The sequence below is a fragment of the Streptomyces sp. NBC_00210 genome (assembly GCF_045160975.1).
Taxonomy (GTDB): domain Bacteria; phylum Actinomycetota; class Actinomycetes; order Streptomycetales; family Streptomycetaceae; genus Streptomyces.
Genome location: NZ_CP108120.1, coordinates 6,214,767 through 6,241,382, shown reverse-complemented (window position 1 = coordinate 6,241,382; position 26,616 = coordinate 6,214,767). Strand labels below are relative to the sequence as shown.

The following is a 26,616-nucleotide window of genomic DNA, read 5'->3' as shown; positions in this document are numbered from 1 at the left end:
GGCTCCGGCGGCGGCAGCTTCGCGCCGCACGGCCGGAGAGGTCAGTCCTCCACCGGCTCCGGCGGCCACGCGTCGCCCCACGCCGCGTCACGGGCGTCGCGGTACAGCGCGCCCCGGCGCTTGGTGACCGTGTCGCGGCGCAGGCCCTCGGACTGTGTGCACAGGTCGAGCAGGACCAGGCCCTTGCGGATCTGGGGCTTGCGGGTGACCCGGGACGGGGCCGGGTGGGGCGGGAAGCGGACCGCCGCGACATAGCTGAACTTCTCGTCCTCGTACGGCAGTGAGCCGCCCTTCACCTGGCGGTGCAGCGAGGAGCGGCTGACCCGGGTCGCGAAGTGGCACCAGTCCGTACCGGGCTCGATGGGGCAGGCGGCGCTGTGCGGGCAGGGCGCGGCCACCCGCAGGCCCGCCGCGATCAGGCGGTCGCGGGCCTCGATGACACGGGCGTAGCCGTCGGGGGTGCCGGGCTCGACGATCACGACCGCCTGGGCCGCGCGGGCCGACTCGGTGACGACGGCCGCGCGGTCCTCGGCGGTGAGCTCCTTGAGGACGTACGACACCGTGACGAGATCAGTGCTCTCGATACGGAGCGCCGCGCTGATCCGTGAGCGCTGCCACTGTGCGGCACGCAGGGCGGGCACTCCCGAGGCGGCGGCCAGTTCACGGCCCAGCGCCAGCGCCGGCTCGGCCCAGTCGAGCACGGTCGTGCGCGGGCCCCCGGCTTCCCCGGACCCCGACGCCTCTTCACCGGACCCCGACGCCCCTTCCGCCGACTCCCACGCCTCCGCGACCGCCCAGCTCGCCGCGCCCGTGCCGCCGCCGATGTCGGTGTGCGTGGCCGGGGTCCACCCGGGAGCTGCGGCCCGCAGACCGGCGAGCGCCGCCCGTACCGCCTCGAAGGTCGCGGGCATCCGGTACGCGGCATACGCGGCGACATCGGAACGGTCCCGCAGCACCGGCGCGTCGGTCGGGGTCGCCCCGCGGTAGTTCGCGATCAGCCGTTCGACGGCCCGCGCGGCCTGTGTGGGCGGCAGCCCGTCGAGCAGCCCGGCAAGGGCGCTGCGCAGGGCTTCCGCGGTGGGGAGTGTGGCGTTCACCGACAAATTCTAGCCATGTGCGGCTGCCGCGGGCGCAGGCCGCGGGCGTCGGGATCTTCAGAGCGCCTCGGCGGGCCGCCGCCAGGGGCGGCACAGACCCAGGAAGCAGCCCAACGAGCCCAGGGCGCAGGTCAGTTGGACCACCGCCATCGGGACGGCCGTCGCCTCGCCCGCGATCCCGACGAGCGGTGAGGCGACCGCGCCTATCAGGAACGCGGACGTGCCGATCAGCGCGGACGCGGAGCCCGCGGCGTGCGGGGTGCGCATCAGGGCCAGGGCGTTGGTGTTGGGCATGGCCAGACCCATCGCGGACATCAGCACAAAGAGACCTGCCGCAACGGGGAGCAGCCCCACCCTCCCGAAGACGCCCGCCGTCATCAGCAGCAGCGCGGTAGCGGCCAGCGTGATCACCGCGAGCCCGAAGCCCAGCGCCTTGTCCAGACTGACCCGCCCCACCAGCACCTTGCCGTTGATCTGGCCGACCGTGATCAGCCCGACGGAGTTGACGCCGAAGAGCAGGCTGAAGGTCTGCGGGGACGCGCCGTAGATCTCCTGCACCACGAAGGGCGAGGCGGAGATGTACGCGAAGAGCGCGGCGAAGGCGAGCCCGCCGGTGAGCGTGTAGCCGGTGAAGACCCGGTCGGCGAGCAGCCCGCGCATGGTGCGCAGTGCCTCGCCGACGCCGCCGCTGTGCCGCTTCTCGCGGGGCAGGGTCTCGTGCAGCCACTTCGCCACGACCAGCGTGAGCAGGATGCCGACGCCGGTCAGGACGACGAAGATGCCGCGCCACTGGGTGATCCGCAGCACCTGGCCGCCGATCAGCGGAGCGATGATCGGCGCGACGCCGGAGATCAGCATCAGCGTGGAGAAGAACCGGGCCATCTCCACGCCGTCGTAGAGGTCGCGGACCACGGCCCGCGCGATGACGATGCCGGCCGCGCCCGCGAGTCCCTGGAGCAGCCGGAAGCCGATCAGCAGCTCGGCGGTGGGTGCCAGGGCGCAGGTCGCGGTGGCGGCGACGTACACGATCATGCCGATGAGCAGCGGCCGGCGGCGTCCCCATCTGTCGCTCATCGGGCCGACGACCAGCTGACCGAGGGCCATGCCCGCCAGGCATGCGGTCAGCGTCAGCTGTACGGTCGCGGCCGGTGCGCCGAGCGATCTGGTGACCGCGGGCAGGGCCGGGAGGTACATGTCCATGGAAAGCGGCGGGAGTGCGGTGAGCCCGCCGAGCACGAGCGTGACCAGAAAGCCGACGCGGCGGGCTGCAGCGACGGGTGCGGGTGCGGACGCGGGTGCCTGGGCGGCGGGCGGCGCGGCTTCCGCAAGAGGTACCGCGGCGGCGGCCGGTATGTGTCCTTCTGTGCTTCCCTGGCCGCTGTCCGGCTTCGGCATTGCGTCTCCATGTCCTTGAATCCCGCCCCATGCTCTCAGAAGGCATTCGCGGATCGGTTCGGCGTCGCTGGGGCGGGGCGCACGCGGACGCCGACGCGGTACGGGACCACATCGGCGTCCGCTCCCGGACGAAGCTAGACCGGCTCGAGGCCGGGGTTACCCGCCTCCGTCACGAACGACGCGGCCGTGGTGATCGGCGCGCCCGGCTTGGTGACGGCGCCGACCGTCTTGAAGTCGGCGCGCGCCTGCTGCTCGCCGAGGGTGACGGTCACATAACCGCGCCGGCCGTTGTAGAACTTCAGGTGCGGGTTGGCCTTGGTGAGGTTGTCCCAGTTGGCGGGCTTGTCGGAGCCGTCCTTGCCGCTGCTGATGGAGGTGGCGACGATCTCGGTGCCGATGGTGCGGGACGCCGGGTCGTTGAAGTCCTTCTTCAGGTCGAAGCCGTAGCCGACGTGCACATCGCCGGTGAGGACCATCAGGTTCTCGATGCCGGCCGCCGCGGCGCCCGCGAGGACCCGCTCCCGCGAGGCGGCGTAACCGTCCCAGGCGTCCATGCTCAACTTGAAGGTGCCGGTGGGGACATCGCGCCGCTGGGCGAAGGTGACCTGCTGGGGCACCACGTTCCAGCGGGCGCGGGAGTTCTTCCACCCGTCGAGCAGCCAGCGCTCCTGCCCGGCACCGGTCAGCGTGCGCGCCGGGTCCTCGGACTCCGGGCCCGGGACCTGCCAGCCGTCGCCGTACGCCTGGTCGGAGCGGTACTGGCGGGTGTCGAGGATGTCGAACTGCGCGAGCCGACCGAAGTGCAGCCTGCGGTAGAGCTGCATGTCGGGGCCATCGGGCCGCTGGGGCCTGCGCAGCGGCTGGTTCTCCCAGTACGCGCGGTAGGCGGCGGCCCGGCGTAGCAGGAACTCCTCCGGCGGCACGTCGTTCTCGGGGATGTCACCCGCGTAGTTGTTCTCGGTCTCGTGGTCGTCCCAGGTGAGGACGAAGGGGTGCGCGGCGTGCGCGTCCTTGAGATCGGGGTCCGACTTGTAGAGGCCGTAGCGCAGCCGGTAGTCCTCGAGCGTGACGGTCTCCTGGTTGAAGTGGGCGGGCAGGCGCCGGTCGGTGTAGGCGCGCGCACCGCCGACGGCGTTCACGGCGTATTCGTACAGATAGTCGCCGAGGTGGAAGACGGCGTCGAGCTCTTCCTCGGCGAGGTGCTTGTACGCGGTGAAGTAACCGTCGTGGTACGCCTGGCAGGACACGGCCGCGAGCTTCAGCTCGCTGATGCGGGCCGAGCGGGCGGGAGCGGTGCGGGTGCGGCCGGTGGGACTGATCCACGTCCCCGCGCGGAAGCGGTAGTAGTACGGCCGGTCGTTGTCGAGCCCCGTCACCGTGACGTGCACGCTGTGGTGGAACTCCGGGTGGGCGGTGACGGATCCGCGCCTGGCGATGCGGGAGAAGCCGGAGTCATGGGCGATCTCCCAGCGCAGCGGAATCCTGGCTCGGGGCAGTCCGCTGTCGGGCTCGTACGGACGGGTCGCGAGGCGGGTCCACAGCAGAATGGATCCGGGCTGCGGGTCTCCGGATGCGACGCCGAGGGTGAAGGGGTCCTCGGTGATCTTCTTGGGGTCGAGCTCGGCGGCGTGGGCGGTTCCGGGCAGATTGACGGCGAAGGCGAGCGCGGCGGCGGCGCCGGTGACGGTGAGAAACCTGCGGCGGCCGATGTGCTGGGCGGCGGCGCGCAGCTCGGGTGCGTGCGATGCGGTTCTCATGTGCCCCTCCCCTGACGGGTGTTGTCCCTTCGCATTTGAGTAGGGGCCGACGACTCCGCGTTGTCGAGTACACAACATCCGTATGTCGGTCGGATGAGTTCCGCGTACAGGTACGGGGTTACGCTGCGCGTCCATGAACGCTGTTGCAAAGATTGCGGTGGTGACGGGCGCGGGTTCGGGCATCGGCCGCAGCGTCGCGCTGACGCTGGCGGGTGCGGGCTGGTCGGTGGTTCTGGCGGGGCGGCGCGCCGAGGCACTGGAGGAAACGGCGTCGCTGGCGGGTGGGGACGTGCTGTGCGTCCCCACTGATGTGACGTCACCGACGGATGTCACCACGCTGTTCGCCACCGCGCGTGAGCGCCACGGCCGAATTGGCCTACTGTTCAACAACGCTGGTACGTCCGGCCCCCGGGTTCCCTTCGAGGACATCTCCTACGAGGACTGGCGCGCGGTGGTGGACGTCAATCTGACGGGCGCGTTCCTGTGCGCGCAGGCGGCTTTTCGCACGATGAAGACCCAGTCCCCGCAGGGCGGTCGGATCATCAACAACGGCTCGATCTCGGCCCATGTGCCCCGCCCGCACTCGGCGCCGTACACCTCGACGAAGCACGCGATGACGGGCCTGACGAAGTCCCTGTCGCTGGACGGCAGGGCGTACGGGATCGCCTGCGGCCAGATCGACATCGGCAACGCGGCGACGGAGATGACACAGCGAATGCAGGCGGGGATCCTGCAGGCGAACGGGGAGGTCGTGGTGGAGCCGGTGATGGACGCGGCGGACGTGGCCCGGACGGTGCTCCATATGGCTGAGCTGCCACTGGAGGCGAATGTGCAGTTCGCAACGGTGATGGCAACGTCGATGCCGTACATCGGCCGCGGCTGAGCTGCTGCCCGGTCCACCCGGGGACGCGGACCGGCCCTGCATGGGCTCCGGCCGAGCCGCCCGGCCGGAGCCCGCGGGCCCGACCCCCCGCACTGACCGCCCGTCACCCCTTGGCGTCGGCCACCTGCGCGAACCACCCGGCGGTCTCCCCCGCCCCGAGCACCCGCTCCATGACCAGGTTGCCGGGCATATTGGGGAAGTACCGCCCGGCCGGCCAGCCGCGCTGATACGGCGGAGGGTCGAGCACCAGCAGCCGTACGCCGTCGACGACGGGGATGTCGGAGGGCGTGCCCTCGTTCCAGATCCAGCCTCCGTCGGGTGCGACCAGATTGAACGAGCCCGTGGTGGGGGCCTGCCCCTCGGCGTCCCGGCACACGGCGATCGCCTCCGCGGACGGGCTCTCGCCCGGGATGTGCAGCCCACCGATGAGGGCGCCGGCGAGCAGGGTGTGCAGCTGGAAGTTGTCACCGATGCCGGTCATCCGCAGGGCGTATCCCGTACGGCTCTCCCGGTGCAGGACCACCAGCGGCTCGTCGTCGAGCACGCGCAGCGCGTACGAGAGCCCCTTGTACCCGCCCTCCGTCGCCTCGTCTGCCCGCTCGACCAGCGCCAGCAACTCGCCCTTGCCGCCGAGCTGTTGCCGTACCGCCTTGTTGGTGAGCAGCGCGAGGGCCGCCATCTGGAACTGCTGGAGCGTCCACCAGCTGAGGGCGGTCGCGTAGCCGACCCGGTCGATGATGTCGTCGGTGAGCTCGGTCTGTTCGGGGTCCGGGAGGTCCCCGCCGCCGTTCTGGGCCCAGCGCTCGCAGAACTGGGCGGCGGCCTCGAAGGCGTCCCGTACGACCGCGAACAATCCGGGCGCACAGGGCACGGGATCGGCCCCACGCTCGACACAGGCGCCGACCACGACGGCGGCGACGGCCCGCGGCCCCGGGGGCACTTCGCCGAGGAGCGCGGCGAGCCGCGGCGCCGCCTGTGCCACCTCGTCCGCCCCCGCCTGCCCGAAGGTCTGCCGCATCTGGGTGAACGCCCGCTCCGAACGCTCCCCGTCCCGGGTCTGCACCGATGCCTCGAACTCCGCGACGGCACCGGCGAATGTGTCAGCTCCGAATATCATCCGGGAACCCTACACAGGACAGGCTTCCGTTATGGATCACCCCATGAACGCCAGCATGAACCCCACCCTGGACCGCACGATGGACCCAATGGACACCATGGACCCCATCTGGGACACGGTCGACCGCCTGCACGGATGGCTCGAGGCGGAGAGCGAACTGCCACCCCAACAGGAGGTGCTGCTACGGATGTTGAAGCTGACGGAGGAGGTCGGCGAGGTCGCGCAGGCCATCATCGGAGCGACGGGCCAGAACCCGCGCAAGGGCACGACGCACAGCTGGCAGGACGTCGAGTCGGAGCTGTGCGACGTGATCATCACGGCGATGGTGGCACTGCGCACGCTCACCCCCGACGCCCCACAGGTCTTCGCGTCGCATATGGGGGGCGTGGCGGAGCGCTCCCTGAACGGGACGTCGAACGCCACGTCATGAGGATCCTCGTGAGCTAAGGCCCGTCGGCCGCGGGAGGCTCCCAGGGCAGCGCCTCGACCGTGCCCAGCGGCCAGCGGTGATCCCGTTTTCTCGACGGATCGAACTCTTCCGCCTCACGCGCCTGTTCCTCTCGCCACCGTACTTGCTCATAGTGCAGCGCAGGCCGGGACAGCCTGCCGACCGACGCATGACACGCGCCGAGGACCTGCGCCAGCACAAGAGCGGCTTCCGCGTCGCTGCCGGGCTTTCCAGGGCGGTCGTGGGGTACTCCGTACCACTGGGCGACCGTCTCCAACGCACGGCCGCCTGATCGGAAACGATCAACATGCCGGTCCAGGATGAGCGGATCGCAGATCGGAAACAGCCCTGCGGGGCGACGCTCGGACAGCACTCGCAGCCCATGGCGCAGCAGTTCGGACTCGAGGAAGGTAAGTACGTACGGAGCGTGCCAGACAACCAGCGGGTCCTTCGTCGCCAGATATTCGGCGAGATGCGCGGCAAGCTCCTCCAGTGCCCCGGGCGCCGGAACGCCGTCAGCGCATGCCCGGTCCAGGGTGATGCCGTGGGTCTTCCCCGGATCGACGGCGAGTCCCGGCCCCGGGTCGATCAGCCAGTCACGGTTCTGGCCGTCGGTGGTGCGCACCGCCACGGCGAGAATCCGGTCGATGCCGGTGCGGTTGCCTGTTGTCGCGATGTCCACGGCCATGAGACGGCGGCGGTGCCAGCCCGGGTGTCTGCCGCGGGGCGGCGGAGCGGGTTCGCGCGCATGCTCGGGGTGGTAGACCTCCCAGCCCCCGTGTGTGCCGGGCAGCAGAATCCCCTGACCGGCAGGCACGATCCCGCCGCATACGAGGCAGGAGCCCTCGTACTGGTTGGTCCGGATGGTTGCGTTCACGGGGCGTCCTCGGGTCCGCTGTGACCTACCTCACCCAAGCCTGCCAGTCAGGCGCACGAACTGCCTGATCAGCGCCGCTCTCCAGCCGTCGGCGACCGCCCGTTGGCCGTATTCGTCAGCAAGCTGTCATTGCGGCCAGTTCGCCGTCGAATACAGGCTGTGACCGTGTTAGAGCGACGAGTTGTGGTGGTGGTGTACTCCGGTGCGCAGGCCCTGGACATCACCGGACCCATTGAAGTGTTCGATACCGTCAACCGGCTGCTCCAGGAGTCGGCCTACCGGATCGAGTTCGTCTCCGTCGATGCGCCACTGGTGCGGACCAGCTCGGGGGTGATGATCGAAGCCGCGCCGCTGGAGGCGGGGCAGGGCCCGATCGACACCTTCCTCGTCCCGGGGGGATGGGGCCTGAAGGACGCGCTGGCGGACCCTGCCCTGATCTCGTGGATCGGCCGGGCAGCCGCCCGGTCGCGGAGAGTCGCTTCCGTATGCGGCGGATCCTTTCTGCTGGCCGAGGCGGGCCTGCTCGACGGGCGGCGCGCCACCACGCACTGGGCGTACAGCGAGGAGATGGCCTGCCGCTACCCGGACGTGACGGTGGACCCCGAGCCGATCTTCGTCTGGGACGGCCGGTTCGTCACCTCGGCGGGAGTGTCGACCGGCATCGACATGGCGCTCGCTCTGGTGGAGGCCGACCACGGCGCGGCGCTCGCGCTGGAGGTGGCACGGTTTCTGGTGCTGTTCCTCAAGCGGCACGGCGGACAATCGCAGTTCAGCGCCGTCCTCGACGCGCAGTTGGCCGATCACGCGCCGATCCGGACCGCGCAGGAGTGGATCCTGGACAACCTTCAGGACCCGCTGCCCGTGGCCGAGATCGCCCAGCGGGCCAACATGAGCCTGCGCAATTTCGCCCGAGTGTTCCGGCGCGAGGTGGGCACGACCCCTGGCCAGTATGTCGAGCAGACGCGCATCGCCCGCGCCCGCGAGCTGCTGGAGACCACCGATCTGACGGCCAGCCAGGTAGCGCGCCGCTGTGGATTCGGAGCCCCCGAGACGTTCTTCAGATGCTTCGGACGAGCCCTCGGGCTCACCCCGAACGAGTACCGGCACCGCTTTCAGGTCGTGTCGCCGTCCGGCCTCATCGTCCAGCCCGACCAAGCGGACAGGAGCTCCGCATGACCGCCATTACGGACACAACGCTCGAGATTCCCGAGGAAGGCGCGGTACGCCTTGTCGACTACCTGGCCGCAGAGCTGACCAGGGCCGGCGTCACCCATATGTTCGGCGTCGGCGGTGCGAACATCGAGGACCTGTACGACGCCGTCCACCACGCCGGCACCATCCGCGGCGTCGTCGCCAAACACGAGTTCTCCGCCGTCACCATGGCCGACGGATACGCGCGTGCCACCAGGCGCATCGGCGTTGTCGCGGCCACGTCGGGCGGCGGTGCGATGAATCTTGTGCCGGGCCTGGCGGAGGCGTATGCCTCGCGGGTGCCGGTGCTGGCGCTCGTGGGACAGCCGCCCACCGGCCAGGAGGGCCATGGGGCGTTCCAGGACTCCAGCGGCAAGGCGGGCTCCTTCGACGCCCGGGATGTGTTCACGCCCGTCTCCCGGTTCTGCGCCCGGGTCGACGACGCGGACTCGCTCGCGGAGTTGCTGCCCCGGGCGATCGCGGCGGCACAGGCCGATCCAAAGGGGCCGGCGGTGCTGCTGCTGCCCAAGGACGTACAGCAGGCGCAGGTCGCGTTACCCGTCCGCGGCGGGCCGACGACGCGGACCGCGTCGACGCCGAGCGTGCCGACGCCGAACGTGCCGACGCCGAGCGCGTCGGCGCCAGGGCTCGAGGCCCTGGACGCCGCGTCGGCCGCGCTTCGCGGCGCGAGCCGTGTCCTCGTCATCGCCGGTGAAGGGGTGGCCGCCGCGGATGCCCGCCCGGAACTGGCGGAGCTCGCCCGGCGGCTCGGCGCCTGGGTCGCGGTCACCCCGGACGCCAAGGACGTGTTCGACAACCGGGCCATCCGGTTCGCAGGTGTGGCCGGGGTGATGGGGCATGCCAACGTCGAAGGCTGCCTGCGGCGGGCCGACTTGTGCCTGCTGGTCGGCACCCGCCTGCCGTTACTGGCACGCGGCGGTCTTGACCGGGCTCTGGCCGCCACGCCGGTCGTCTGCATCGATCCCGAACCACCCTTCGTGGCCGGCATCGCGCTGAGCGGGAACCTGCGGGACGCGCTGCGGGCAGTGGCCGACCGGCTCCCGTCGCGCCCCCTTCCCTGCCCGGAGCACGCCGGTCCGCTGCCGACGCCTGCACCGACTCCCGTTCCGCAGGCCGGTGCTGGAACCCTCTCCTACGCCGAGGCGGTCGCCGCGGTCGAGGCGGCACTCCCCCAGGACGCGCACGTCTTCGTGGACGCCGGCAACGCGGGCGCCAGCGCGGTCCATCTGCTTCCCGCACCGCGCCACGGCCGCTTTGTGGTGGCGGTCGGCATGGGCGGCATGGGCTACACCTTCGGAGCCGGCATCGGCGCCGCGCTCGCCACGGGCCGACGCACCTACGTACTCGCGGGCGACGGAGCGTTCTTCATGCACGGGATGGAAGTGCACACCGCCGTCGAGTACGCCGCACCAGTGACCTTCGTGATCTTCAACAACAACGCCCACGCCATGTGCGCCGTCCGCGAAGAGCTCATCCAGGGCGGCGTCCGCAGCGACGACCTGTTCGCCCGGACCGACATCGCCGCCGGGGTGGCCGCCGCCTTCCCGGCCCTCGACGCCACCTGGGCGGGGGACGGTGCGCAGTTGCGCCGGGCGTTGCTGCGCGGCAACGCGGGCAGCGGTCCGGCGTTCGTCGCGCTGGACTGCGACGCGCGGGAGATTCCGCCGTTCCTTCCCTTCCTGTCCTTCACCGCAAGCACCGAGCACACCAACGCAAGCACCACGAACGCCGAGAACGCCGAAAGCACCGAGAGCGAGGAGAGCTTTGATGAGCGCGGACCCGTCCACGTTGGCTGACATCCCCGGCTTGATGCGGATCGAGAACACCGGCAAGGAGGAGCTGGCCGCCCACTGCATGGACCTCACCCACGCGGTCTACCCGCACCACCAGGTCTACGGGCAGTACTGCACCATCCACGAGCACGTCGACTGCCCGCCGGAGCAGGCCTACGACTATTTGCGCCAGGGCCACCACCTGGAGGAGTGGACCTGCAGCCTGCGTGACTTCGCGCCTGCCGGCACCCCGGGGCTGTGGGTCGGCCACGACCGGCTGGAGGACGACACCACGATCTACTGCAAGGTGGTGGCCAACCCCGAGGCCATGACGGTGGATTACCACTGCTCCTGGGACCAGGGCGACAAGCTGTGGATGATCTACCTGATGCGCGTCGTCCCGGCCCGGCTGGTGCTCGACAGGCCGGGGTCGATGATCACCTGGACCAACTGCAAGCACCCGTACTACGACGACAACCCGCACCCCGAGCTGGCGCCCCGCCCGGACCGGCCGTGGGTGGGCGACTACTGGGATCTGTTCTACGCGGGCCACACCGTGGAGATGCAGAACCTCAAGGCGATCCTGGAGCACCGCCATCGTGGCGGCCTGCCCATAGGTGTGCCGCCCGCGACGGCGGTGGTGAGGTGAACACGGTCAGCCTCACCGATGTCGCAAGCTACCTCCCCGGTGAGCCGGTCCCCGCGGAGTTCTACACCGCGTACCCCGGAGCCGAGGACAAGCTCCGCGACCACCCCATGTTCAGGATCCCGCCGTTACGGCACCACGTGGCCGCGGACGAGACCAACGCGGACATGGTCGAGCGCGCCGTACAGCCCCTGATCGAGCGGCACGGCAGGGACGAGATCCGCAACGTGGATGTGCTGTTGGTGCACAGCCAGCTGCCGGACCTGCCGTTCGTGGGCGCGGGCACCGAAGTGGCACGCCGGCTCGGCCTGCGCCCGGAATGGCTGATCGACGTGGCCAACGCGGGCTGCGCGTCATTCGTGTACATGCTCAAACTGGCCCGCCGGCTGCTCACCACCACCGATGCGAAGACCGCCCTGATCTGCAACGCACAGAGCGCGGCCGGCCAGTGGTTCACCCAGTCCGAGGTGCGCAGGCTCGCCCAGGCCGCGATCCCCGGCGACGGCTGCGGCGTGGGATACGTGACGACGTCGGCCGAAACGCCGGTGCTGGACGTGGAGACCCGGCACATCGGCGAGTACGCCGGTGACATGACCGTGGCGGTCGACGACGGCCGCAAGTACTGGGAGCCAGGAGAGTCCCAGCTGCGGATCGGGTTCACCGACGCCAGCGTCGCCAAGGTGCTGGCACGCGGGAACCGTCTGGTGCCGGAGGTGGTCACGGACCTGTGCGGGCGGCTCGGAGTGGCGACCACCGAGATCGACGTACTCATCACCAACCAGCCCAACCGCACGTTCCTGCGGAACTGGCGAGAAGCGCTGCAATTGCCTGCCGAACGGCATCTGCACACATTCGATCAATGCGGGAATCTCTTCGGAGCAGCGATCCCGATCACCTTGGACCGCGCCATCAGTTCGCGGCAGGTCCAGGACGGCGACCTGGTGGTGCTGGGGGGATTCGCCCACGCCGGCGACTTCGCCGGTGCGGTCGCCATCCGCTGGCACGGCGAGCGGGGCTGACCGATGGACATCCCCGTACTGCACCGGCTGGCCCTGAACGAGAGCCCGTACCCGCCGCTGCCGTCGGTACGCAAGGCGATGCGGCGTGCCGTCGCGCAGGCCAACCGGTACCCGCAGTTCCACCCGGACCTGCTCACCGAGCGGATCGCCGACTGGTGCGGGGTGGCCCCTGACCGTGTTGCGGTCGGCAGCGGATCGGTGGGCGTGGCGCTGCAGTTGCTGCAGGCGGTGGTCCGGCGCGGCGACACGGTGGCCTACGCCTGGCGCACCTTCGACGCCTATCCCTTGCTCACTACCATGGTCGGCGCCCAGCCGGTTCCCGTACCGCTGCTGCCGGACGGCCGCCAGGACCTTGCCGCCCTGCTTGCGGTGCTCGACGGCCGCGCCCGCGTCGTGGTGCTGTGCAATCCGCACAACCCCACCGGAAGCCTGATCACCGCGGACGCGCTGTCCGCGTTCCTGCGGCAGGTTCCCGAACATGTCACCGTGCTGCTCGACGAGGCGTACATCGAGTTCGCCCGCGACACCGATCTGCCGGATTCCCCCGCGCTCCTGGGCGCGCAGCCGAACCTGCTGGTCCTGCGCACCTTCTCCAAGGCGTACGGTCTGGCGGCCCTGCGGGTCGGCTACGGGCTCGGCAGCCCCGACCTGGTGGCCCGGATCCGCCGGCAGCAGCTGCCGTTCGGCATCAACGCGGTGGCAACGGCGGCAGTGGAGGCCTCGCTGCGTGCCGACGACGAGTTGCGCCGACGCGTGGACACCGTCGTCGCCGAACGCGAACGACTGCGCTGCGAACTCCTCGGCCTCGGCCTGCACATACGCCCGAGCCACGCCAACTCCCTCTGGCTCACCGCCCCCGACCCGATCGAGGCCTGCGCGGCCGCGCTCACCGCCGACGGCGTGGCGGCCCGGTACTACCCCGGCGAGGGAATCCGGCTCACGGTCGGCAGCCGGGCGGCCAATGACGCCGTGCTCGCCGCGCTGGCGGGGGTGGGCCGTGGCGCCAACCCAGTACGGCGGCTCGCAGCACGCTCGTAGCCCGACTGTGTGACATGCCCAGCCGAATACGGCTGCGTGGCGCGCCGGTCTGTCCCGCCCGCGGCGCAGGGTGCTTGGGTCGGGGCGCCGGGCAGGCGACGGCTCCTGTGTCTGTCCTGGCGGCCGGCCGGCTCCCGGCCCTCCTCATGCGCGTCGCCCGTTCTCGGCGTGCGTGCCGTCCGAAACGCCGAAGGAGAGATCGTGGTGGCAGGAAGTGTCGACGAGAACCGCGGGACGACGTCTGCGCAGCTCCTCAGGGGCCAGAAGGCGCTGGTGACCGGTGCCAACTCGGGTATCGGCATGGCGACCGCCGTTGCCCTGGGCCGGGCCGGAGCGGACGTAGTGGTGAACTACGTCGTCGGTGGGGACGAGGCCGAGAAGGTCGTGGGGCAGATCAAGGACTTCGGGGTCCGCGCCTACGCCCATGAGGCCGACGTGTCCGACGAGGACCAGGTGGTCGCCATGGTGGCGCGGATGGTCGAGGAGTTCGGCACCATCGACATCATGGTGGCCAACGCGGGCCTTCAGCGGGACGCGGCCGTGCTGGACATGACGCTCGCCCAGTGGCAGAAGGTCATCGACGTCAACCTGACCGGCCAGTTCCTCTGCGCGCGCGAGGCCGCCAAGGAGTTCGTGCGGCGCGGTGTGGTGGCTGAGGTGTCCCGGTCGGCCGGGAAGATCATCTGCATGAGCTCGGTCCACCAGATCATCCCGTGGTCGGGGCACGTGAACTACGCCTCCTCCAAGGGTGGTGTGGGCATGCTGATGCAGACCCTCGCCCAGGAACTGGCCCCCCAGCGGATCAGGGTCAACGCGATCGCACCCGGCGCCATCCGCACACCGATCAACCGCGACGCCTGGTCCACCCCCGAGGCCGAGGCCGACCTGCTGCGCCTCATCCCGTACCGCCGCGTGGGCGACCCGGACGACATCGCCAACGCCGTCGTCGCCATCTCGTCCGACCTGCTCGACTACGTCGTCGGCAGCACGCTCTACGTCGACGGCGGAATGACGCTCTTCCCCGGCTTCGCCACCGGAGGCTGATCTCCGATGCAGGATCACGTCCAGCCCCGCCGGGTGGTGATCCTCGGCGGGGGGTTCGCCGGGCTGTTCGCCGCCCGCGCCCTACGCCGGTCTCCGGTCGCCGTGACCATGGTCGACCGCCGTGCCCACCACCTCTTCCAGCCGCTGCTCTACCAGTGCGCCTCCGGCATCCTGTCCGAGGGCCAGATCGCGCAACCGCTCCGCGCGGTCCTGCGACGCCACCACAACGTGAGCTGCCTGCTCGCTGAGGCCACCGACGTGGATGTCGAAGCCCGGCTGGTCCACGCCCGGCGACCCGACGGCGGGGCTGTCGAGCTGCCCTACGACGATCTGATCGTCGGAGTCGGCATGCGCCAGTCCTACTTCGGGCACGACGAGTTCGCCGCGCACGCCCCCGGCATGAAGACCCTGAACGACGCGCTGGACATCCGCCGACGGATCTACCAGGCGTTCGAGATGGCCGAAACGGCCGCAGACGCCCGGGAACGGCAGCAGTGGCTCACCTTCGCGCTCGTCGGCGGCGGGCCGACCGGTGTCGAACTCGCCGGACAGATCAGGGAGATCGCCGGCCACACGCTCGACCGGGAGTTCCAGACGATCGACTCCGCCCAGGCCCGGGTGCTGCTCTTCGAGGGCTCCGACGAGGTGCTGGGCGCGTTCGGCCGCCCACTGGCCCATCGCGCGGCCCGAACCCTGCAAAGCCTCGGCGTGGAGCTCCACCTGGGCACGAAGGTCACCGATGTCGACGCGCGGGGCCTGACGGTACAAGACCAGGACGGTGCGACCACCCGGTTCGAAGCACGCACCGTGCTGTGGACAGCCGGGGTCGAGGCGCCGCCCTTCGCCGCCGCGCTGGCCCGGGCAACCGGCGCCACCCAGGACCGGGCCGGACGCATCGTCGTCGCACCCGACCTCACCGTCCCCGGCCACCCGGAGATCCGCGTCACGGGCGACGTGATGAGCCTGAACAAGCTGCCGGGCCTGGCCGAGGTCGCCATGCAGTCGGGCGCATACGCCGGCCGGGTCGTGCGCCACGCGGTGGAGGGCAGGGCGAAGCAGCCGAAGCCCTTCAAGTACCTGGACCTCGGCAGCGCCGCCTACATCTCCCGCGGCCGGGCCGTCGTCAAGGCCGGCGCGCTGCACCTGTCGGGCGCGATCGGCTGGCTCGCCTGGCTCTTCATCCACCTGGCCTTTCTCACCGGATTCCGCAGCAGGCTGGGAGCGGTGCTCAGCTGGTCCGTCGCCTTCGCCACCAACTCGCGACGCGAGCGCGCCTTCACCTCGTCCGACGCCGAAGCGCCGGCCGGCCGGGCGCCCGGGCAGAAGGCGCCCGTGCCGCCTCCCTGACCACGGCGCCCGGCCAACACCTCCTGGCCGCCATCCCTTCGCACCCTGCCGTTCCTCACCCCCCGCCCCCCGCGGGGCAGACCATCGAGGCGCACATGCTCAGCACAGCGGCCCTTCTGGCGAACACCCCGCCCCAACTCCTGCCGGCTCGCGAGCTGATGGCCTTCACCCTGGCCTCGCACATCCTGCTGGTCCCGTTCGGCGTGGCGCTGCCGTTCATCACCTTGCTGATGCACCACCGGGCGCTGCGCCGCAACGACGCCGTCGCCCTTCAGCTCGCGCGGCGCTGGTCGGCGGTGATGGCTGTCCAGTTCGCCATCGGCGTCGTCACCGGCACCGTGCTGTCCTTCGAGCTCGGCCTGCTGTGGCCCGGCATGATGGGCCGCTGGGGCGACGTCTTCGGCCTCGGGTTCGGCGTCGAGGCCTGGGCGTTCTTCCTGGAGGCCGTCCTGATCGCGATCTACCTCTACGGCTGGCGCCGGCTCAAGCCCTGGACGCACTTCTGGCTGGCCGTACCGCTGCCGCTGGCCGCCCTGATGGGGGCGTTCGGCATCATCGCGGCCAACTCCTGGATGAACACCCCCCAGGGGTTCCGCCTCGACGCCCAGGGCAATCCCGTCGACGTCGACGTGCGGCAGGCGGTCTTCACACCGATCTTCGGCCCGGAGTACTGGCACTTCGTGGTCGCGATGTTCCTGACCGCCGGCTACGTGGTCGCCGGCGTGTACGCGGTCGGCTGGCTGCGCGGGCGCCGCGACCGCTACCACCGGCTCGGCTTCACGCTGCCGTTCACCGTTGCCGCAATCCTCACACCGGTCCAGTTCATGCTCGGCGACTCCGCTGCCCGGGCCGTCTTCCACAAGCAGCCGATCAAGTTCGCCGCCACGGAGATCGTCTGGAAGACCGACACCCACGTACCGGAGTACATGTTCGGGCGTCTGCATCCCGACGGGACGATCTCCGGCGGGCTCAAGATCCCCCAACTGGACTCGATCCTCGCCGGATTCAGCCCCGACACCAAGGTGACGGGCCTGTCGTCGGTCGCCGCGAGCGACCGCCCGACGGCGACTCAGGCCACCATCGCCCACTGGGCCTTCGACATCATGGTCACCATCGGCAGCGTGCTCATCCTGCTCGCGCTCTGGTACGCCTGGTCCTGGCTGCGACATCGGGACCTGCCTCGCAGCCGCTGGTTCTTCCGCTGCGCCGCAATCGCGGGAGTCGCGTGCCTGGTCACCGTGGAGTGCGGCTGGATCACCACGGAGGTCGGCCGCCAGCCCTGGATCGTCTACAACCACATGAGGGTCTCGGAGGCGGTGACCCCCACCCGGGCCGGATCGCTGTGGGCGATGCTCGGCATCGTCATGGTCGTGTACGTGGCCGTCTTCGGCTCGTTCCTCGCGATCGTCCTGAAGATGCGTACTCGCTGGCGCATCGCCGACGAGGGCGCAGCCACCGCGCGCGCCGCACTTCCCCCTGAGACCGACACCCCCTACGGGCCCAGAAGCGAGCCCGAGCCCACAACTGCCGGGGCCGCGCCCGGTGGCGGGTCCGACCGCACCTCTGGCGGTGCGTCATGATGGCCGATCTCATCGCCTGGGTCATGGTGCTCGCGATCGCCGCCTACGCCTGTGCCGGGGGCACCGACTACGGCGCGGGCTTCTGGGACCTCATGGCCGGAGGAGCGGAGCGGGGCCAGCGGCCCCGCTGGCTCATCGACCACGCCATGGCACCGGTCTGGGAGGTCAACAACGTCTGGTTGATCTTCGTGCTGATCATCATGTGGACAGGCTTCCCGACGATGTTCCAGGCCGTCTTCGCCGCGCTGTGGCTGCCGCTCGCCCTGGCGGCCGTGGGACTGGTGCTCCGCGGCGCCGGATTCGCCCTGCGCAAGCCGTCCCGACGGCTGGCCCAACGGCGGGTCTACGGTGCGATGTTTGCCATCTCATCGCTGCTCACCCCGTTCTTCCTCGGGGCGGTGCTCGGCGGCATCGCCTCCGGTCGGGTCAAGGTCGGCACGACCGCCTCCGCGGACGCCTGGGCCAATGGAACCTCCGTCCTCGTGGGTCTGCTGGCCATCGCCGCCACCGCGTTCCTCGGGGCGGTGTTCCTCTGCTCCGACGCCCTGCGGTTCGGCGCCGACGACCTCGTGGACTACTTCCGACGGCGGGCGCTGCTCGCCTTCTGCGCCGTCGTCGTCCTCGCACTCATCGGCCTGCCCGTCACCCACAACGACGCCCGGTACGTCTGGGAGGGCCTCACCGGGGGCTGGGGCCTGCTGCTGATCGTGCTGGCCGCAGTCTGCGGTCTGGCCACGGTGCTGCTTCTGCTGCGCCGGTCCTACGGCTGGTCCCGCTACACCTCGGTGGCGAGCGTCGCCCTGACCGTCGGCGCCTGGGGCTTTGCGCAGCGGCCCTACCTGCTGCCCACCTCGCTGACGGTGGCCGACGCGGCCGGCGCTGCTCACACCCTGCGCTGGCTGGGGATCGTCATGGTCATCTCGATCGTGCTGGTCGGCCCGGCGCTGGTGCTGCTCTACCGGCTCGACACCATGGGTGAGCTGGAGCCGCTCACCGACGCCGACACCCGGGCCGCCAGAACACCCGGGGACCACCTTTAGCGGCGCTCCGCCTGCTCCGTCGCTGCGTGCGACACCCCGTCAGCGCAGCCGGGCGGCGATGTGGTCGCCGACCCGCAAGGCGTTGGCGATGGCGGTCAGCGACGGGTTCACTGCGCCGATGCTCGGGAAGAAGCTTGTGTCCACGACGTAGAGGTTGTCGAGGTCGTGGGCCTTGCAGTTGACGTCCAGGGCGGAGCTGTTCGGGTCGTCGCCGAACCGGACGGTGCCGGCCTGGTGCGCGGTGGCCCCGATCGGCATGCCCTTGTGCAGATAGATGCTGTGTGACAGCAGATGGTGCTCGTGCATGCCCAGGTGGCTCAGCATTCCCTGCAGTTTGTGCTGGAGGCGCTTCAGCCCGGCGATGTTGTTCTTCTCGTCGAGGGCCAGGTGGATGTCGTCGTCCTTGTCGAGGGTGACGCGGTTCTCGGGCAGCGGGAGATCCTCCCCGCACAGCCAGAAGTCGACGGCATGGTGCGCCAGCATCTCGAACGGCATGTCGGGCGAGACCGCGCCGGCCCAGCGTGGCGCCTCGCCGTGGATCTGGTCGGCGTCCGACTTGCCGAGCATCTGGATCCCGCCGAGCGGGAAGTCCCAGTCGTCCGCTCCCAGATACCAGTCGTGCAGCGCAAGGGTCTTCTGGAACCTGGTGGGGTTCGGTTCCTTCGACACCGCCATCAGCGCCAGGTTGTTGTGCCGCATGTAGTGGCGTCCCACCACGTCCGAGCTGTTGGCCAGGCCGCCGGGGTGCTTGTCGTTGGCCGAACGGAGCAGCAGGGCGGCCGAGTTGACCGCGCCGCAGGCGACCACCACGATGTCGGCGCTGAATCCCTCGGTCGTTCCGTTCCCGAGCTCGGCGACGACCCTGGTGACGGTGCGTCCGGTCGGGTCGGTCTCCAGGCGTCGCACGTTGGCGCCCGTCACCATCGTGACATTGCCGTGCTTCAGTGCCGGATCGACACAGATCACCTGCGCGTCGGACTTGGCGCCCATCAGGCAGGGGAAGCCGTCGACCCGGTCGCAGCGGATGCAGACGCTGGAATGGGTGGCCCGGCCGTTCTCGTCCTGGGTGAGGTTCACGCCGATGGGCAGGTGGAAGGGGTGCAGTCCCTGCTTCTCCAGGTCGTCGCTGAGCTGCTGGATGCGCGGCTCGTGCTCCACCGGGGGGTGTGGATACGGGCCGCTGGCCGGACCTTCGGTGGGGTCCTCGCCATGCCGCCCGTGCACCAGGTAGAGCTGCTCGGCCTCCGTGTAGTACGGCTCCAGATCCTCGTAGCGGATCGGCCAGGCGGGTGAGATGCCGTCGTGGTGGCGCAGCTCGCCGAAGTCCTCGGGCCGGAGCCGGAAGAGCGCGGCGCCGTAGAACTTGGTGTTGCCCCCGACGTAGTAGTTCACCTCCGGCGGGAACTCGTTGCCGTGCTTGTCGTACCAGAACTCGGGGGCACGGTACTTGCCCTTGACGAAGACGGCGGTGGATTCCCAGTTGTCCCGCTCCCGCGGCAGGTAGTCGCCGCGCTCCAGGATCAGGACCCGCTTGCCGGTGGGGGCCAGCCGATGGGCGAGCGTACCGCCGCCCGCTCCCGTACCGATGACGATGACGTCGTAGTGGTGATCGTCGGCCATGCGAAGGTCCCGTTCTAGGAGTCGTTGGCTGTCCTGGCCGTAGCGACGGCCCGAAAGGGCCCCTGTACTGCACCGTGCCGGACGCGCATCCGCGCTGCCGGGACGTTCGGTGCCGGTTCCGAAGCTATCGGGCGGTCTCGGGAGCGGCGACCCGACGGGAGCCGAACAGGTGCGCATTCACCGGATCGCCCGCACGGCGTTCGCCGCCTGGTCGACGATGGCCTGCAGGTCGGCTTCCGCGTCGACGGTCAGCCCGGGCTCGTCCGGTCGCAGCGGTTCGAGGGTGGCGTACTGGGAGTCCACCAGCCGGGCCGGCATGAAATGGCCAATGCGTCCGGCGACCCGTCGGTCGGCGGTCGCCCGGTCGAGCGCCAGGTGCAGGAACCACACACGGGCGCCTGCCCTACGGAGCAGGTCTCGGTATTCGTGCTTGAGAGCCGAGCACGCCATCACCCCGCCCTGGCCGGAGTCGGTCACCTCCCGGATCCAGTCGGCGAGGGACAGCAGCCACGGCCGGCGATCCTCGTCGTCGAGTGGACGGCCCGCGGCCATCTTGGCGCGGTTCGCGGCCGGGTGAACGTCGTCCGCCTCCAGAAAGGGCACCATGAGCCGCTGCGCGAGCAGTCCACCCACGGTGGACTTCCCCGAACCGGATACACCCATGACCACAACGACCGTGGGCACCGGGGAAGTTGTTCGCACGACGTTCCTCCGAGGGGCGCCTGTACGACGCCGGCCGACAGCACGGGACCCTACGAGCCCCGGCAGGCTCCAGACCCGCTGTGTGACGGCAGGCCTGAACACCCTCTCGGCCGTACCTTAGGTGATGTCCGACGACGAGATCGAGGGAACCTGCTGGTCGGCCGGACAGGGCCTGGATTCGGCCCATGAGCCCCATGGACCGTCCCGCCGATCCGAGCGCCGCCCGGTTTCTGCTCCCGTACCCGGCTTCGCGGGTCGGCGGCCTGCCCGAGGGTCTGCCCGTCGCGGTGTGGGACGGTACCGGCGCTCCGCCCGGCCCCGCGCCGACATCGTGCTGCTCACCGTTCCGCTCACCCAGGACACCCGTCGACTGGTCGACGCGCGGTTCCTCGCCCGCTGATCAGCCCTCCTGCCGGAGGCAACAGCTCGGCCTTTCTGCCCCGGGCGCTGCGGCTGATCCGCACCCAGCTGCTGCGCTATCTGGCCGGGGAGCCGCTGGAGAACATCGTGCTGCCCCGCAAGCCCTGACCTGGATCCGGGCCGGAGACCTCAGAGGACGGCGATCGGGTTGACCGGTGAGCCGGTGGCGTCCGGGAGCCGCAGCGGGGCGATCACGCAGAGGAACGACCAGCGCCCCTCCGCCTCGCAGACCGGTACCAGATCCTCGAACTGCAGGTAGTCCAGCAGATGAAGGCCCATGGCGTGGACCGCCAGCACATGCACGGGGAAGTCGACACCCTCGGTGGAACTCGGGGCGGTGTCGTTGTTGCCGTCGCCGCCGAGCACAGCGACCCGCCGCTCCGCCAGGAACTCCAGCGCTGACGGATGGAGCCCCGCGCGCGCGTCCGCCGCGTGCCACGCGCCCAGCTCGCCACGGCGTCGGCGGTGGCCGACCCGGACGAACAGGAGGTCGCCCTCGGTCACGCGGACGTGCTGGGCGCTCTCCGCCGCCGTGAGGTCGTCGGCGGTCACGTGATCACCCGGTTCGAGCCACGGCACGCCGCGCAGCCGCGGGATGTCCAGCAGCACGCCGCGTCCGACGATCCCGTCGCGAGCCGTCTCGATGGAGAGCGCCGTGGCGCCGTCCGCCTTGACGCTGCTCGCGGCCACGCCGCCGTGCAGCGTGCCGTCGTAGATCACGTGGCACAGGGCGTCGATGTGGCTGTCGGCGTCACCGTGCACGTTCATTGCGAAGCTGTCCATCGCGAAGTGGAGCCCGCTCGAGGTGTCTTCCTCGGGCTGCCCGCTCATCCGATGCCTCGCGGGCTCCGGATTGTCCGGACCGGGCAGCGTCTCCACCGGCGCGGCCAGCGTGACCGTCCGCCCGGTCCGCACCTCGCGGGTGGCGGCCAGCACACGGGCGGGAGTGAGTGCGGCCAGAGCACCCCGGTCGCCCCTGGCCCAGGCGGCGCGCGAGACCAGGCGCCGGTACAGCACGTCGAACTCGGCCGCGGTCAGCCGCGGCGGTCCTGCCGGACGGGCGTGCGCGACCATGGGTCAGCGCCCGTTCTCCGCGTCGAGCGCCTCGTCGAGGGTGATGGCGGCCATGATCAGGGACAGGTGGGTGAACGCCTGGGGGAAGTTGCCCAGTTGCTCCCCGCTCGGACCGACCTCCTCGGCGAACAGCCCGACGTGGTTGGCGTAGGTCTGCATCTTCTCGAAGGTGTAACGGGCCTGGGACAGCCGCCCCGCCCGAGCCAGCGCGTCGACGTAGAGGAAGGTGCACAGACTGAAGGTGCCCTCCGAGCCGCGCAGCCCGTCCGGCGATGCCGCCGGGTCGTAGCGGTAGACGAGGCTGTCGGAGACGAGCTTGCGATCCATCGCGTCAAGCGTGGAGAGCCAGGCCGTGGCCCGTGGAGCGATGAACTCGACCCTGGGCATCAGCAGCAGCGAGGCGTCCAGGACGTCGCCGTCGTAGTGCTGGATGAAGGCACCCTCCTTCTCGCTCCAACCGCGTTCCATGACTTGCTCGAATACGGCGTCCCTCGCATTGCGCCACCGCTCCAGGTCTGCGGGCCTGCGGAAGTGCTCGGCCAGGCGCAGGCCGTGGTCGAAGGCAACCCACGACATCACCCGGCTGTAGGTGAAGTCCTGGCGGCCGCCGCGGGTCTCCCAGATGCCCTCGTCCGGCCGGTCCCAGTTGTCGGCGAACCAGTCCAGCGTCCTGGTAAGCGACTGCCATCCCTCGAAACTGGCCTGCTGCGCGATCCCGGCCCCCTGGGACACCGCGTAGAGGGCCTCACCGTAGATGTCCAGCTGGAGCTGGTCGGCGGCGCCGTTGCCGATGCGGACGGGGAAGGAGCCACGGTAGCCCTCGAAGTGATCGAGCGTCTCCTCCGGCAGGTCGGGATTGCCGTCGATCCGGTACATCGTCTGGAGCGGCTCTTCCTCCTTGCCCTCGCGGTCACGCAACCTGTCCACCAGCCAGTGGACGAAGGCGGTGGCTTCCTCGACGAAGCCGAGGTCCAGCATGACCCGCACGGACAGCGAGCCGTCGCGTACCCAGGTGAACCGGTAGTCCCAGTTCCGCTCTCCGCCGACCTGCTCGGGCAGGCCCATGGTGGCCGCCGCGATCAGGGCGCCGGTGGGGGCGTAGGTGAGGAGCTTGAGGGTGATGGCCGAGCGGTGCACCAGCTCGGGCCACCGTCCCCGGTAGCGGGACTGGCGCAGCCAGTTCTGCCAGAAGAGGCCGGTGTCCTCGACCTGTGCGGTGACCCCGTCGACCGTGAGGGGTGCGGGCGCCTCGCCGCCGGACGCGCAGACGGTGAACACGACGCCGCCGGACTCGCCGGCGCTCAGCGTCACCGTTCCGCGTACGTCCTGGCCGTCCCGCTCCAGCGGGAAGGTGGACTGCAGGTGCCCGTCCATCCCCGGGGCCCGGAACAGGGCGCCGTTCTCGCCGAGCTCGAGCTCGTGCTCGGCCCGGCCGTAGTCGAAGCGCGGCCGGCACTCGAGTGTGAAGTCGACCGTCCCCCGCACGGCACGGACCACGCGGACCAGGGTGTGCCGGTCAGTGGCAGTTCGGGTCCGGTCCGGGGGCATGAAGTCGACCACCTCGCCCACCCCGTCCGGTGACATGAACCGGGTTACCAGGATGGCGGTGTCGGGGTAGTAGAGCTGCTTGCAGGTCCCAGCGGGGTGCTCGGGGGCCAGCCGCATGTATCCGCCGCGGTCGTGGTCGAGCAGGGCGGCGAAGATGCTGGGCGAATCGAACCTGGGAGCGGCGAACCAGTCAACGACACCCTGCGACGAGACGAGCGCGGCGGTCTGCAGGTCGCCCACCAGGCCGTGCTCGGCGATGGGGGGGTAGCGGTCCATGGCTGCTCCGAAGTCTCGCGAAGAGGCCCCCTGCGTCCACTATCCGGCTACCCAGTCGGCCTTGCCACGTGGAAGCGGTCGACGACCGCACGCCGAGGGCCGCCGGCGACGACGGTCCGCGGGCCGGCACCCGGACGGCTCAACGGCGACCGGCCGCAGGCCCGCCGCAGCCGGGGCCTGGCCGTGCGGACGGAGCGACCGCGGCCGCAGGGCCGAGGTACCTCACTCGGTTTGCCGACGGCCCTCCCGGCGGGCGTTACTGGCTGGTGTCGGCCGGGTACAGGCAGGCCCCGACCTGGTGCACAGGCACCGCAGCGCCTCGGTGCGGCCGCCGGCCGAGCGACGGAGGTTGTGCATGGAGATGATCCACGTCCGTCTGGTGAGCCCCCCTGATCTCACTCCTCGGGCCGTCGCCCTGCTGGCCGGCGACCGCTATGTCTTCAACCTGATGGTCCTGCCCGAACTGGCGCGCAACCCCGACGGCGACGCGGTCGAGTGCGACATCCTGGCGGGTGCGGCCAACGCCGTGCTGCGCGGACTGCGCGAACTGGAACTCGACCGCCGCGGATCCATCATCATCGAGCCGGTCGAGATGGCCTTCTCCGGCACCGCGGCCGAGGCGGAGCAACAGCAGCTCGGGGCGCTCGCGCACGCGCCCGTCTGGGAGGAGGTCGAAGCACGCATTCGCGCCGAGGGCACCTATCTGCCGAGCTTCTACGTCTACCTGGTCATCGCAGGCGTTATCGGGGCGGTAGGAATCATCACCAACTCCCAGATCCTCATCGTCGCGGCGATGGTCGTCGGACCGGAGTACGGCGCCATCACCAGCGTCGCGCTGGGCATCGACCGTGGCAACCGCATCAGGATCCGGCAGGGCCTCTTCGCCCTGACAGCGGGATTCTCGCTGGCCGTCCTGGTGACGTTCTTGTTCTCGTGGGCGATCCGGGGCCTCGACCTTCAGCCCAAGGCGTTCGACCTCGGCATCAGGCCGGTCTCCACGCTGATCGACGCCCCCAACGTCTTCTCGGTCGTCGTCGCGGTCCTGGCCGGCATCGTCGGCATCGTGTCGCTGACCCAGGCCCGGACGAGTGCGCTGCTCGGCGTCTTCATCTCGGTCACCACCATCCCCGCCGCCGCCGACATCGGCGTCTCCTGCGCGTTCTCCAGCTGGAGCGATGCGCGCGGATCCCTGGGCCAACTCCTGCTCAACATCGTGCTGCTGATCGTGGTGGGCGTGCTGATGCTCAGATTCCAACGGGCTGTCTGGCGGTACATCAGCCGGCGCAGCGGGCGCTCCGCCGTCAGATGAAGCCGCCGTCCCGTCCGGGAGCGGCACATCACTCAAACAAGGAAGTCCCGCAGTCCACAGGCGGATGGCAGCGGAAGCCAGCCGCACCAGGGTAAGTTCGAGTACCACCGAAGCCGGGCTGGTGCAGATACCCGCGTCGGCCCTGACAGCCGGCGGTCGTGCATGATCGAGGATCTACTGCCCGCGCCGATCGTGACCATCGAGGTCTTCCAAGACCCGGTCGATCCGCCCGCGTTGTTTCCCGAGGAAGAGGCGCTCATAGCCGAATCGGTGGACGCAAGGCGCCGGGAATTCGGCACCGTACGAGCCTGCGCCCGCACCGCGCTGCAACGGATCGGCATCCCTCCCGCCCCGATACTCCCGGGACTGGGGGGCGCGCCGCAGTGGCCCGACGGGATCGTCGGCAGCATGACGCACTGTTCGGGCTATCGCGCGGCTGCCGTGGCGCACGCCGCCGACCTCGTGACGATCGGGCTGGACGCCGAGCCCAACCAGCCGTTGCCCAACGACGGAGTGGAGGAGTCGGTGACCCTGGCCGAGGAGCGGGGCCGGTTGCGCGCGCTGGCGGCCTACCGGCCCGAAGTGTGCTGGGACCGGCTCCTGTTCAGTGCCAAGGAAAGCGTCTACAAGGCGTGGTTTCCGCTCACCGGCCGCTGGCTGGACTTCGACGAAGCCGCGATCAGCATCGATCCGGTCGGCGGCGGCTTCACCGCGCGGCTGCTGGTCCCCGGCCCCGTGGTGAACGGCACGCGGCTGTCGGGGTTCAGCGGCAACTGGCTGGTCCGCAACGGGCTGATCGTGACGGCAATCGCCGTACCCGCGAAGGGGTGAGTCTCAGGCGCCGGCGGGCGAATTTCTCGCCAAGGCCCGCCTGAACCCGAACAAGCCAGAAACCGACGAGAGTCCTGCCCATCGAACTCACCGCACGGCCTCGAAACCGGATCACCGAGTGGCCGTCAATGCACCACTCCGGCGGACGTGGCCTCACGTTCGTCTCGGTGCTGCCCCATCCCTCTACGGCCCCGATCTTGGCGCGAACAACGTGGCCACCTGCGCCGCGCGGCAAGGGGTGGACGCGGCCGCCTTCACCAAGTGGACGGGGCCGGCACTCACCCCCGAGCAGGTCGGCAAGACGATCGTGAATCTGGGCGCCGACCCGGGCCACGACCATCCCGCCTACTCGTGTGTGAACCATCTGGCGGGGTGGAACGTAGGGCTCTGTGCGGCGGCGTGAAAGCTCGTCGCGTTCCTGGGCGGCCCGGCCGCGGAGCAAGAAGGAGCTAATGCAGGCGAGTCGGCATGGCTGAATCCTTGCCTTCCGGTCCGGGCGCACGGGCGTCGGCGCTTGCCACCGCAGGACGCAATAGCCTAGCCCTCGGCATTGTGATTTAGATC

At 70.3% G+C, this 26,616-nt stretch carries 23 protein-coding genes; 14 read left to right on the top strand and 9 right to left on the bottom strand.

The genetic code is table 11. The features are described 5' to 3' along the window. Positions 1–41 precede the first annotated feature (41 nt). The 3 genes from OG729_RS28160 to OG729_RS28150 form a co-directional block, all read right to left on the bottom strand. Entirely contained in the window at positions 42–1,097 is a 1,056-nt protein-coding gene (locus OG729_RS28160; protein WP_405808635.1) for a small ribosomal subunit Rsm22 family protein, read from the bottom strand. A 57-nt stretch (positions 1,098–1,154) separates the two neighbouring features. Continuing rightward, positions 1,155–2,492, bottom strand: a complete 1,338-nt coding sequence (locus OG729_RS28155; RefSeq protein ID WP_405808633.1) for a multidrug effflux MFS transporter — start codon at positions 2,490–2,492, stop codon at positions 1,155–1,157. Between the two features lie 134 nt (positions 2,493–2,626). Next, entirely contained in the window at positions 2,627–4,249 is a 1,623-nt protein-coding gene (locus OG729_RS28150) for an alkaline phosphatase D family protein (protein WP_405808631.1), read from the bottom strand. Between the two features lie 133 nt (positions 4,250–4,382). Between OG729_RS28150 and OG729_RS28145 the strand changes: the two genes are divergently transcribed. Further along, positions 4,383–5,132, top strand: a complete 750-nt coding sequence (locus tag OG729_RS28145) for an SDR family oxidoreductase (RefSeq protein WP_360877002.1) — start codon at positions 4,383–4,385, stop codon at positions 5,130–5,132. A 103-nt stretch (positions 5,133–5,235) separates the two neighbouring features. Here the strand turns inward: OG729_RS28145 and OG729_RS28140 are convergent, their stop codons facing one another. Beyond that, the gene (locus tag OG729_RS28140; protein ID WP_360876999.1) at positions 5,236–6,249 is read right to left on the bottom strand and encodes a hypothetical protein; all 1,014 of its coding nucleotides are present in this window, start codon (positions 6,247–6,249) and stop codon (positions 5,236–5,238) included. Between the two features lie 43 nt (positions 6,250–6,292). Here OG729_RS28140 and OG729_RS28135 point away from each other — a divergent pair, with 43 nt between their 5' ends. Continuing rightward, positions 6,293–6,679, top strand: a complete 387-nt coding sequence (locus OG729_RS28135; RefSeq protein WP_405808629.1) for a MazG-like family protein — start codon at positions 6,293–6,295, stop codon at positions 6,677–6,679. Between the two features lie 13 nt (positions 6,680–6,692). Here the strand turns inward: OG729_RS28135 and OG729_RS28130 are convergent, their stop codons facing one another. Next, complete coding sequence (locus OG729_RS28130; RefSeq protein ID WP_405808627.1) at positions 6,693–7,574, bottom strand: 3'-5' exonuclease; 882 nt, start codon at positions 7,572–7,574, stop codon at positions 6,693–6,695. A 165-nt stretch (positions 7,575–7,739) separates the two neighbouring features. On the opposite strand from OG729_RS28130, the gene OG729_RS28125 reads away from it, so the two are divergent. The 9 genes from OG729_RS28125 to OG729_RS28085 all read left to right on the top strand — a co-directional run bounded on the left by OG729_RS28125 (position 7,740) and on the right by OG729_RS28085 (position 18,272). Then, complete coding sequence (locus OG729_RS28125) at positions 7,740–8,750, top strand: GlxA family transcriptional regulator (RefSeq protein WP_360876993.1); 1,011 nt, start codon at positions 7,740–7,742, stop codon at positions 8,748–8,750. After that, positions 8,747–10,582, top strand: coding sequence for a thiamine pyrophosphate-binding protein (locus OG729_RS28120; protein ID WP_405808625.1), 1,836 nt, complete (start codon positions 8,747–8,749; stop codon positions 10,580–10,582). The genes OG729_RS28125 and OG729_RS28120 overlap by 4 nt, the downstream gene beginning before the upstream one ends. Beyond that, positions 10,554–11,207: an SRPBCC family protein gene (locus tag OG729_RS28115; protein WP_360876987.1), complete on the top strand. Its 654-nt coding sequence runs from the start codon at positions 10,554–10,556 to the stop codon at positions 11,205–11,207. The genes OG729_RS28120 and OG729_RS28115 overlap by 29 nt, the downstream gene beginning before the upstream one ends. Continuing rightward, positions 11,204–12,223, top strand: coding sequence for a 3-oxoacyl-ACP synthase III family protein (locus OG729_RS28110; RefSeq protein WP_405808623.1), 1,020 nt, complete (start codon positions 11,204–11,206; stop codon positions 12,221–12,223). Before OG729_RS28115 ends, OG729_RS28110 begins: the two co-directional genes overlap by 4 nt. A gap of 3 nt (positions 12,224–12,226) precedes the next feature. Continuing rightward, positions 12,227–13,261: a histidinol-phosphate transaminase gene (locus OG729_RS28105; protein WP_405808621.1), complete on the top strand. Its 1,035-nt coding sequence runs from the start codon at positions 12,227–12,229 to the stop codon at positions 13,259–13,261. 204 nt (positions 13,262–13,465) lie between these two features. Continuing rightward, a complete protein-coding gene (locus OG729_RS28100) occupies positions 13,466–14,305 on the top strand; it encodes an SDR family oxidoreductase (protein WP_405811324.1) in 840 nt (279 codons plus the stop codon). A 6-nt stretch (positions 14,306–14,311) separates the two neighbouring features. Continuing rightward, the gene (locus OG729_RS28095) at positions 14,312–15,652 is read left to right on the top strand and encodes an NAD(P)/FAD-dependent oxidoreductase (RefSeq protein ID WP_405808619.1); all 1,341 of its coding nucleotides are present in this window, start codon (positions 14,312–14,314) and stop codon (positions 15,650–15,652) included. A 95-nt stretch (positions 15,653–15,747) separates the two neighbouring features. Next, entirely contained in the window at positions 15,748–17,232 is a 1,485-nt protein-coding gene (locus OG729_RS28090; RefSeq protein ID WP_405808617.1) for a cytochrome ubiquinol oxidase subunit I, read from the top strand. Beyond that, the gene (locus OG729_RS28085) at positions 17,229–18,272 is read left to right on the top strand and encodes a cytochrome d ubiquinol oxidase subunit II (RefSeq protein WP_405808616.1); all 1,044 of its coding nucleotides are present in this window, start codon (positions 17,229–17,231) and stop codon (positions 18,270–18,272) included. Before OG729_RS28090 ends, OG729_RS28085 begins: the two co-directional genes overlap by 4 nt. A 39-nt stretch (positions 18,273–18,311) precedes the next feature. On the opposite strand, the gene OG729_RS28080 is transcribed toward OG729_RS28085, so the two are convergent. From OG729_RS28080 to OG729_RS28065, 4 genes are all read right to left on the bottom strand, one after another. Continuing rightward, positions 18,312–19,892, bottom strand: a complete 1,581-nt coding sequence (locus tag OG729_RS28080) for a GMC oxidoreductase (protein WP_405808614.1) — start codon at positions 19,890–19,892, stop codon at positions 18,312–18,314. Between the two features lie 177 nt (positions 19,893–20,069). Then, positions 20,070–20,555 (bottom strand): gluconokinase, encoded by a 486-nt coding sequence (locus OG729_RS28075; RefSeq protein ID WP_360877201.1) that lies wholly within the window; start codon positions 20,553–20,555, stop codon positions 20,070–20,072. A gap of 588 nt (positions 20,556–21,143) precedes the next feature. Further along, positions 21,144–22,088 (bottom strand): cyclase family protein, encoded by a 945-nt coding sequence (locus OG729_RS28070; protein ID WP_360876963.1) that lies wholly within the window; start codon positions 22,086–22,088, stop codon positions 21,144–21,146. Positions 22,089–22,091: 3 nt separating this feature from the next. Next, the gene (locus OG729_RS28065) at positions 22,092–23,912 is read right to left on the bottom strand and encodes a glycoside hydrolase family 15 protein (RefSeq protein ID WP_405808613.1); all 1,821 of its coding nucleotides are present in this window, start codon (positions 23,910–23,912) and stop codon (positions 22,092–22,094) included. A gap of 355 nt (positions 23,913–24,267) precedes the next feature. On the opposite strand from OG729_RS28065, the gene OG729_RS28060 reads away from it, so the two are divergent. The 3 genes from OG729_RS28060 to OG729_RS28050 all read left to right on the top strand — a co-directional run bounded on the left by OG729_RS28060 (position 24,268) and on the right by OG729_RS28050 (position 26,455). Next, on the top strand, positions 24,268–25,221 hold the full coding sequence (locus OG729_RS28060; RefSeq protein WP_405808612.1) for a DUF389 domain-containing protein: 954 nt from the start codon (positions 24,268–24,270) through the stop codon (positions 25,219–25,221). Positions 25,222–25,383: 162 nt separating this feature from the next. Continuing rightward, entirely contained in the window at positions 25,384–26,052 is a 669-nt protein-coding gene (locus tag OG729_RS28055; RefSeq protein ID WP_405808610.1) for a 4'-phosphopantetheinyl transferase, read from the top strand. Positions 26,053–26,263: 211 nt separating this feature from the next. Beyond that, complete coding sequence (locus OG729_RS28050; RefSeq protein WP_405808609.1) at positions 26,264–26,455, top strand: hypothetical protein; 192 nt, start codon at positions 26,264–26,266, stop codon at positions 26,453–26,455. Positions 26,456–26,616 lie beyond the last annotated feature (161 nt).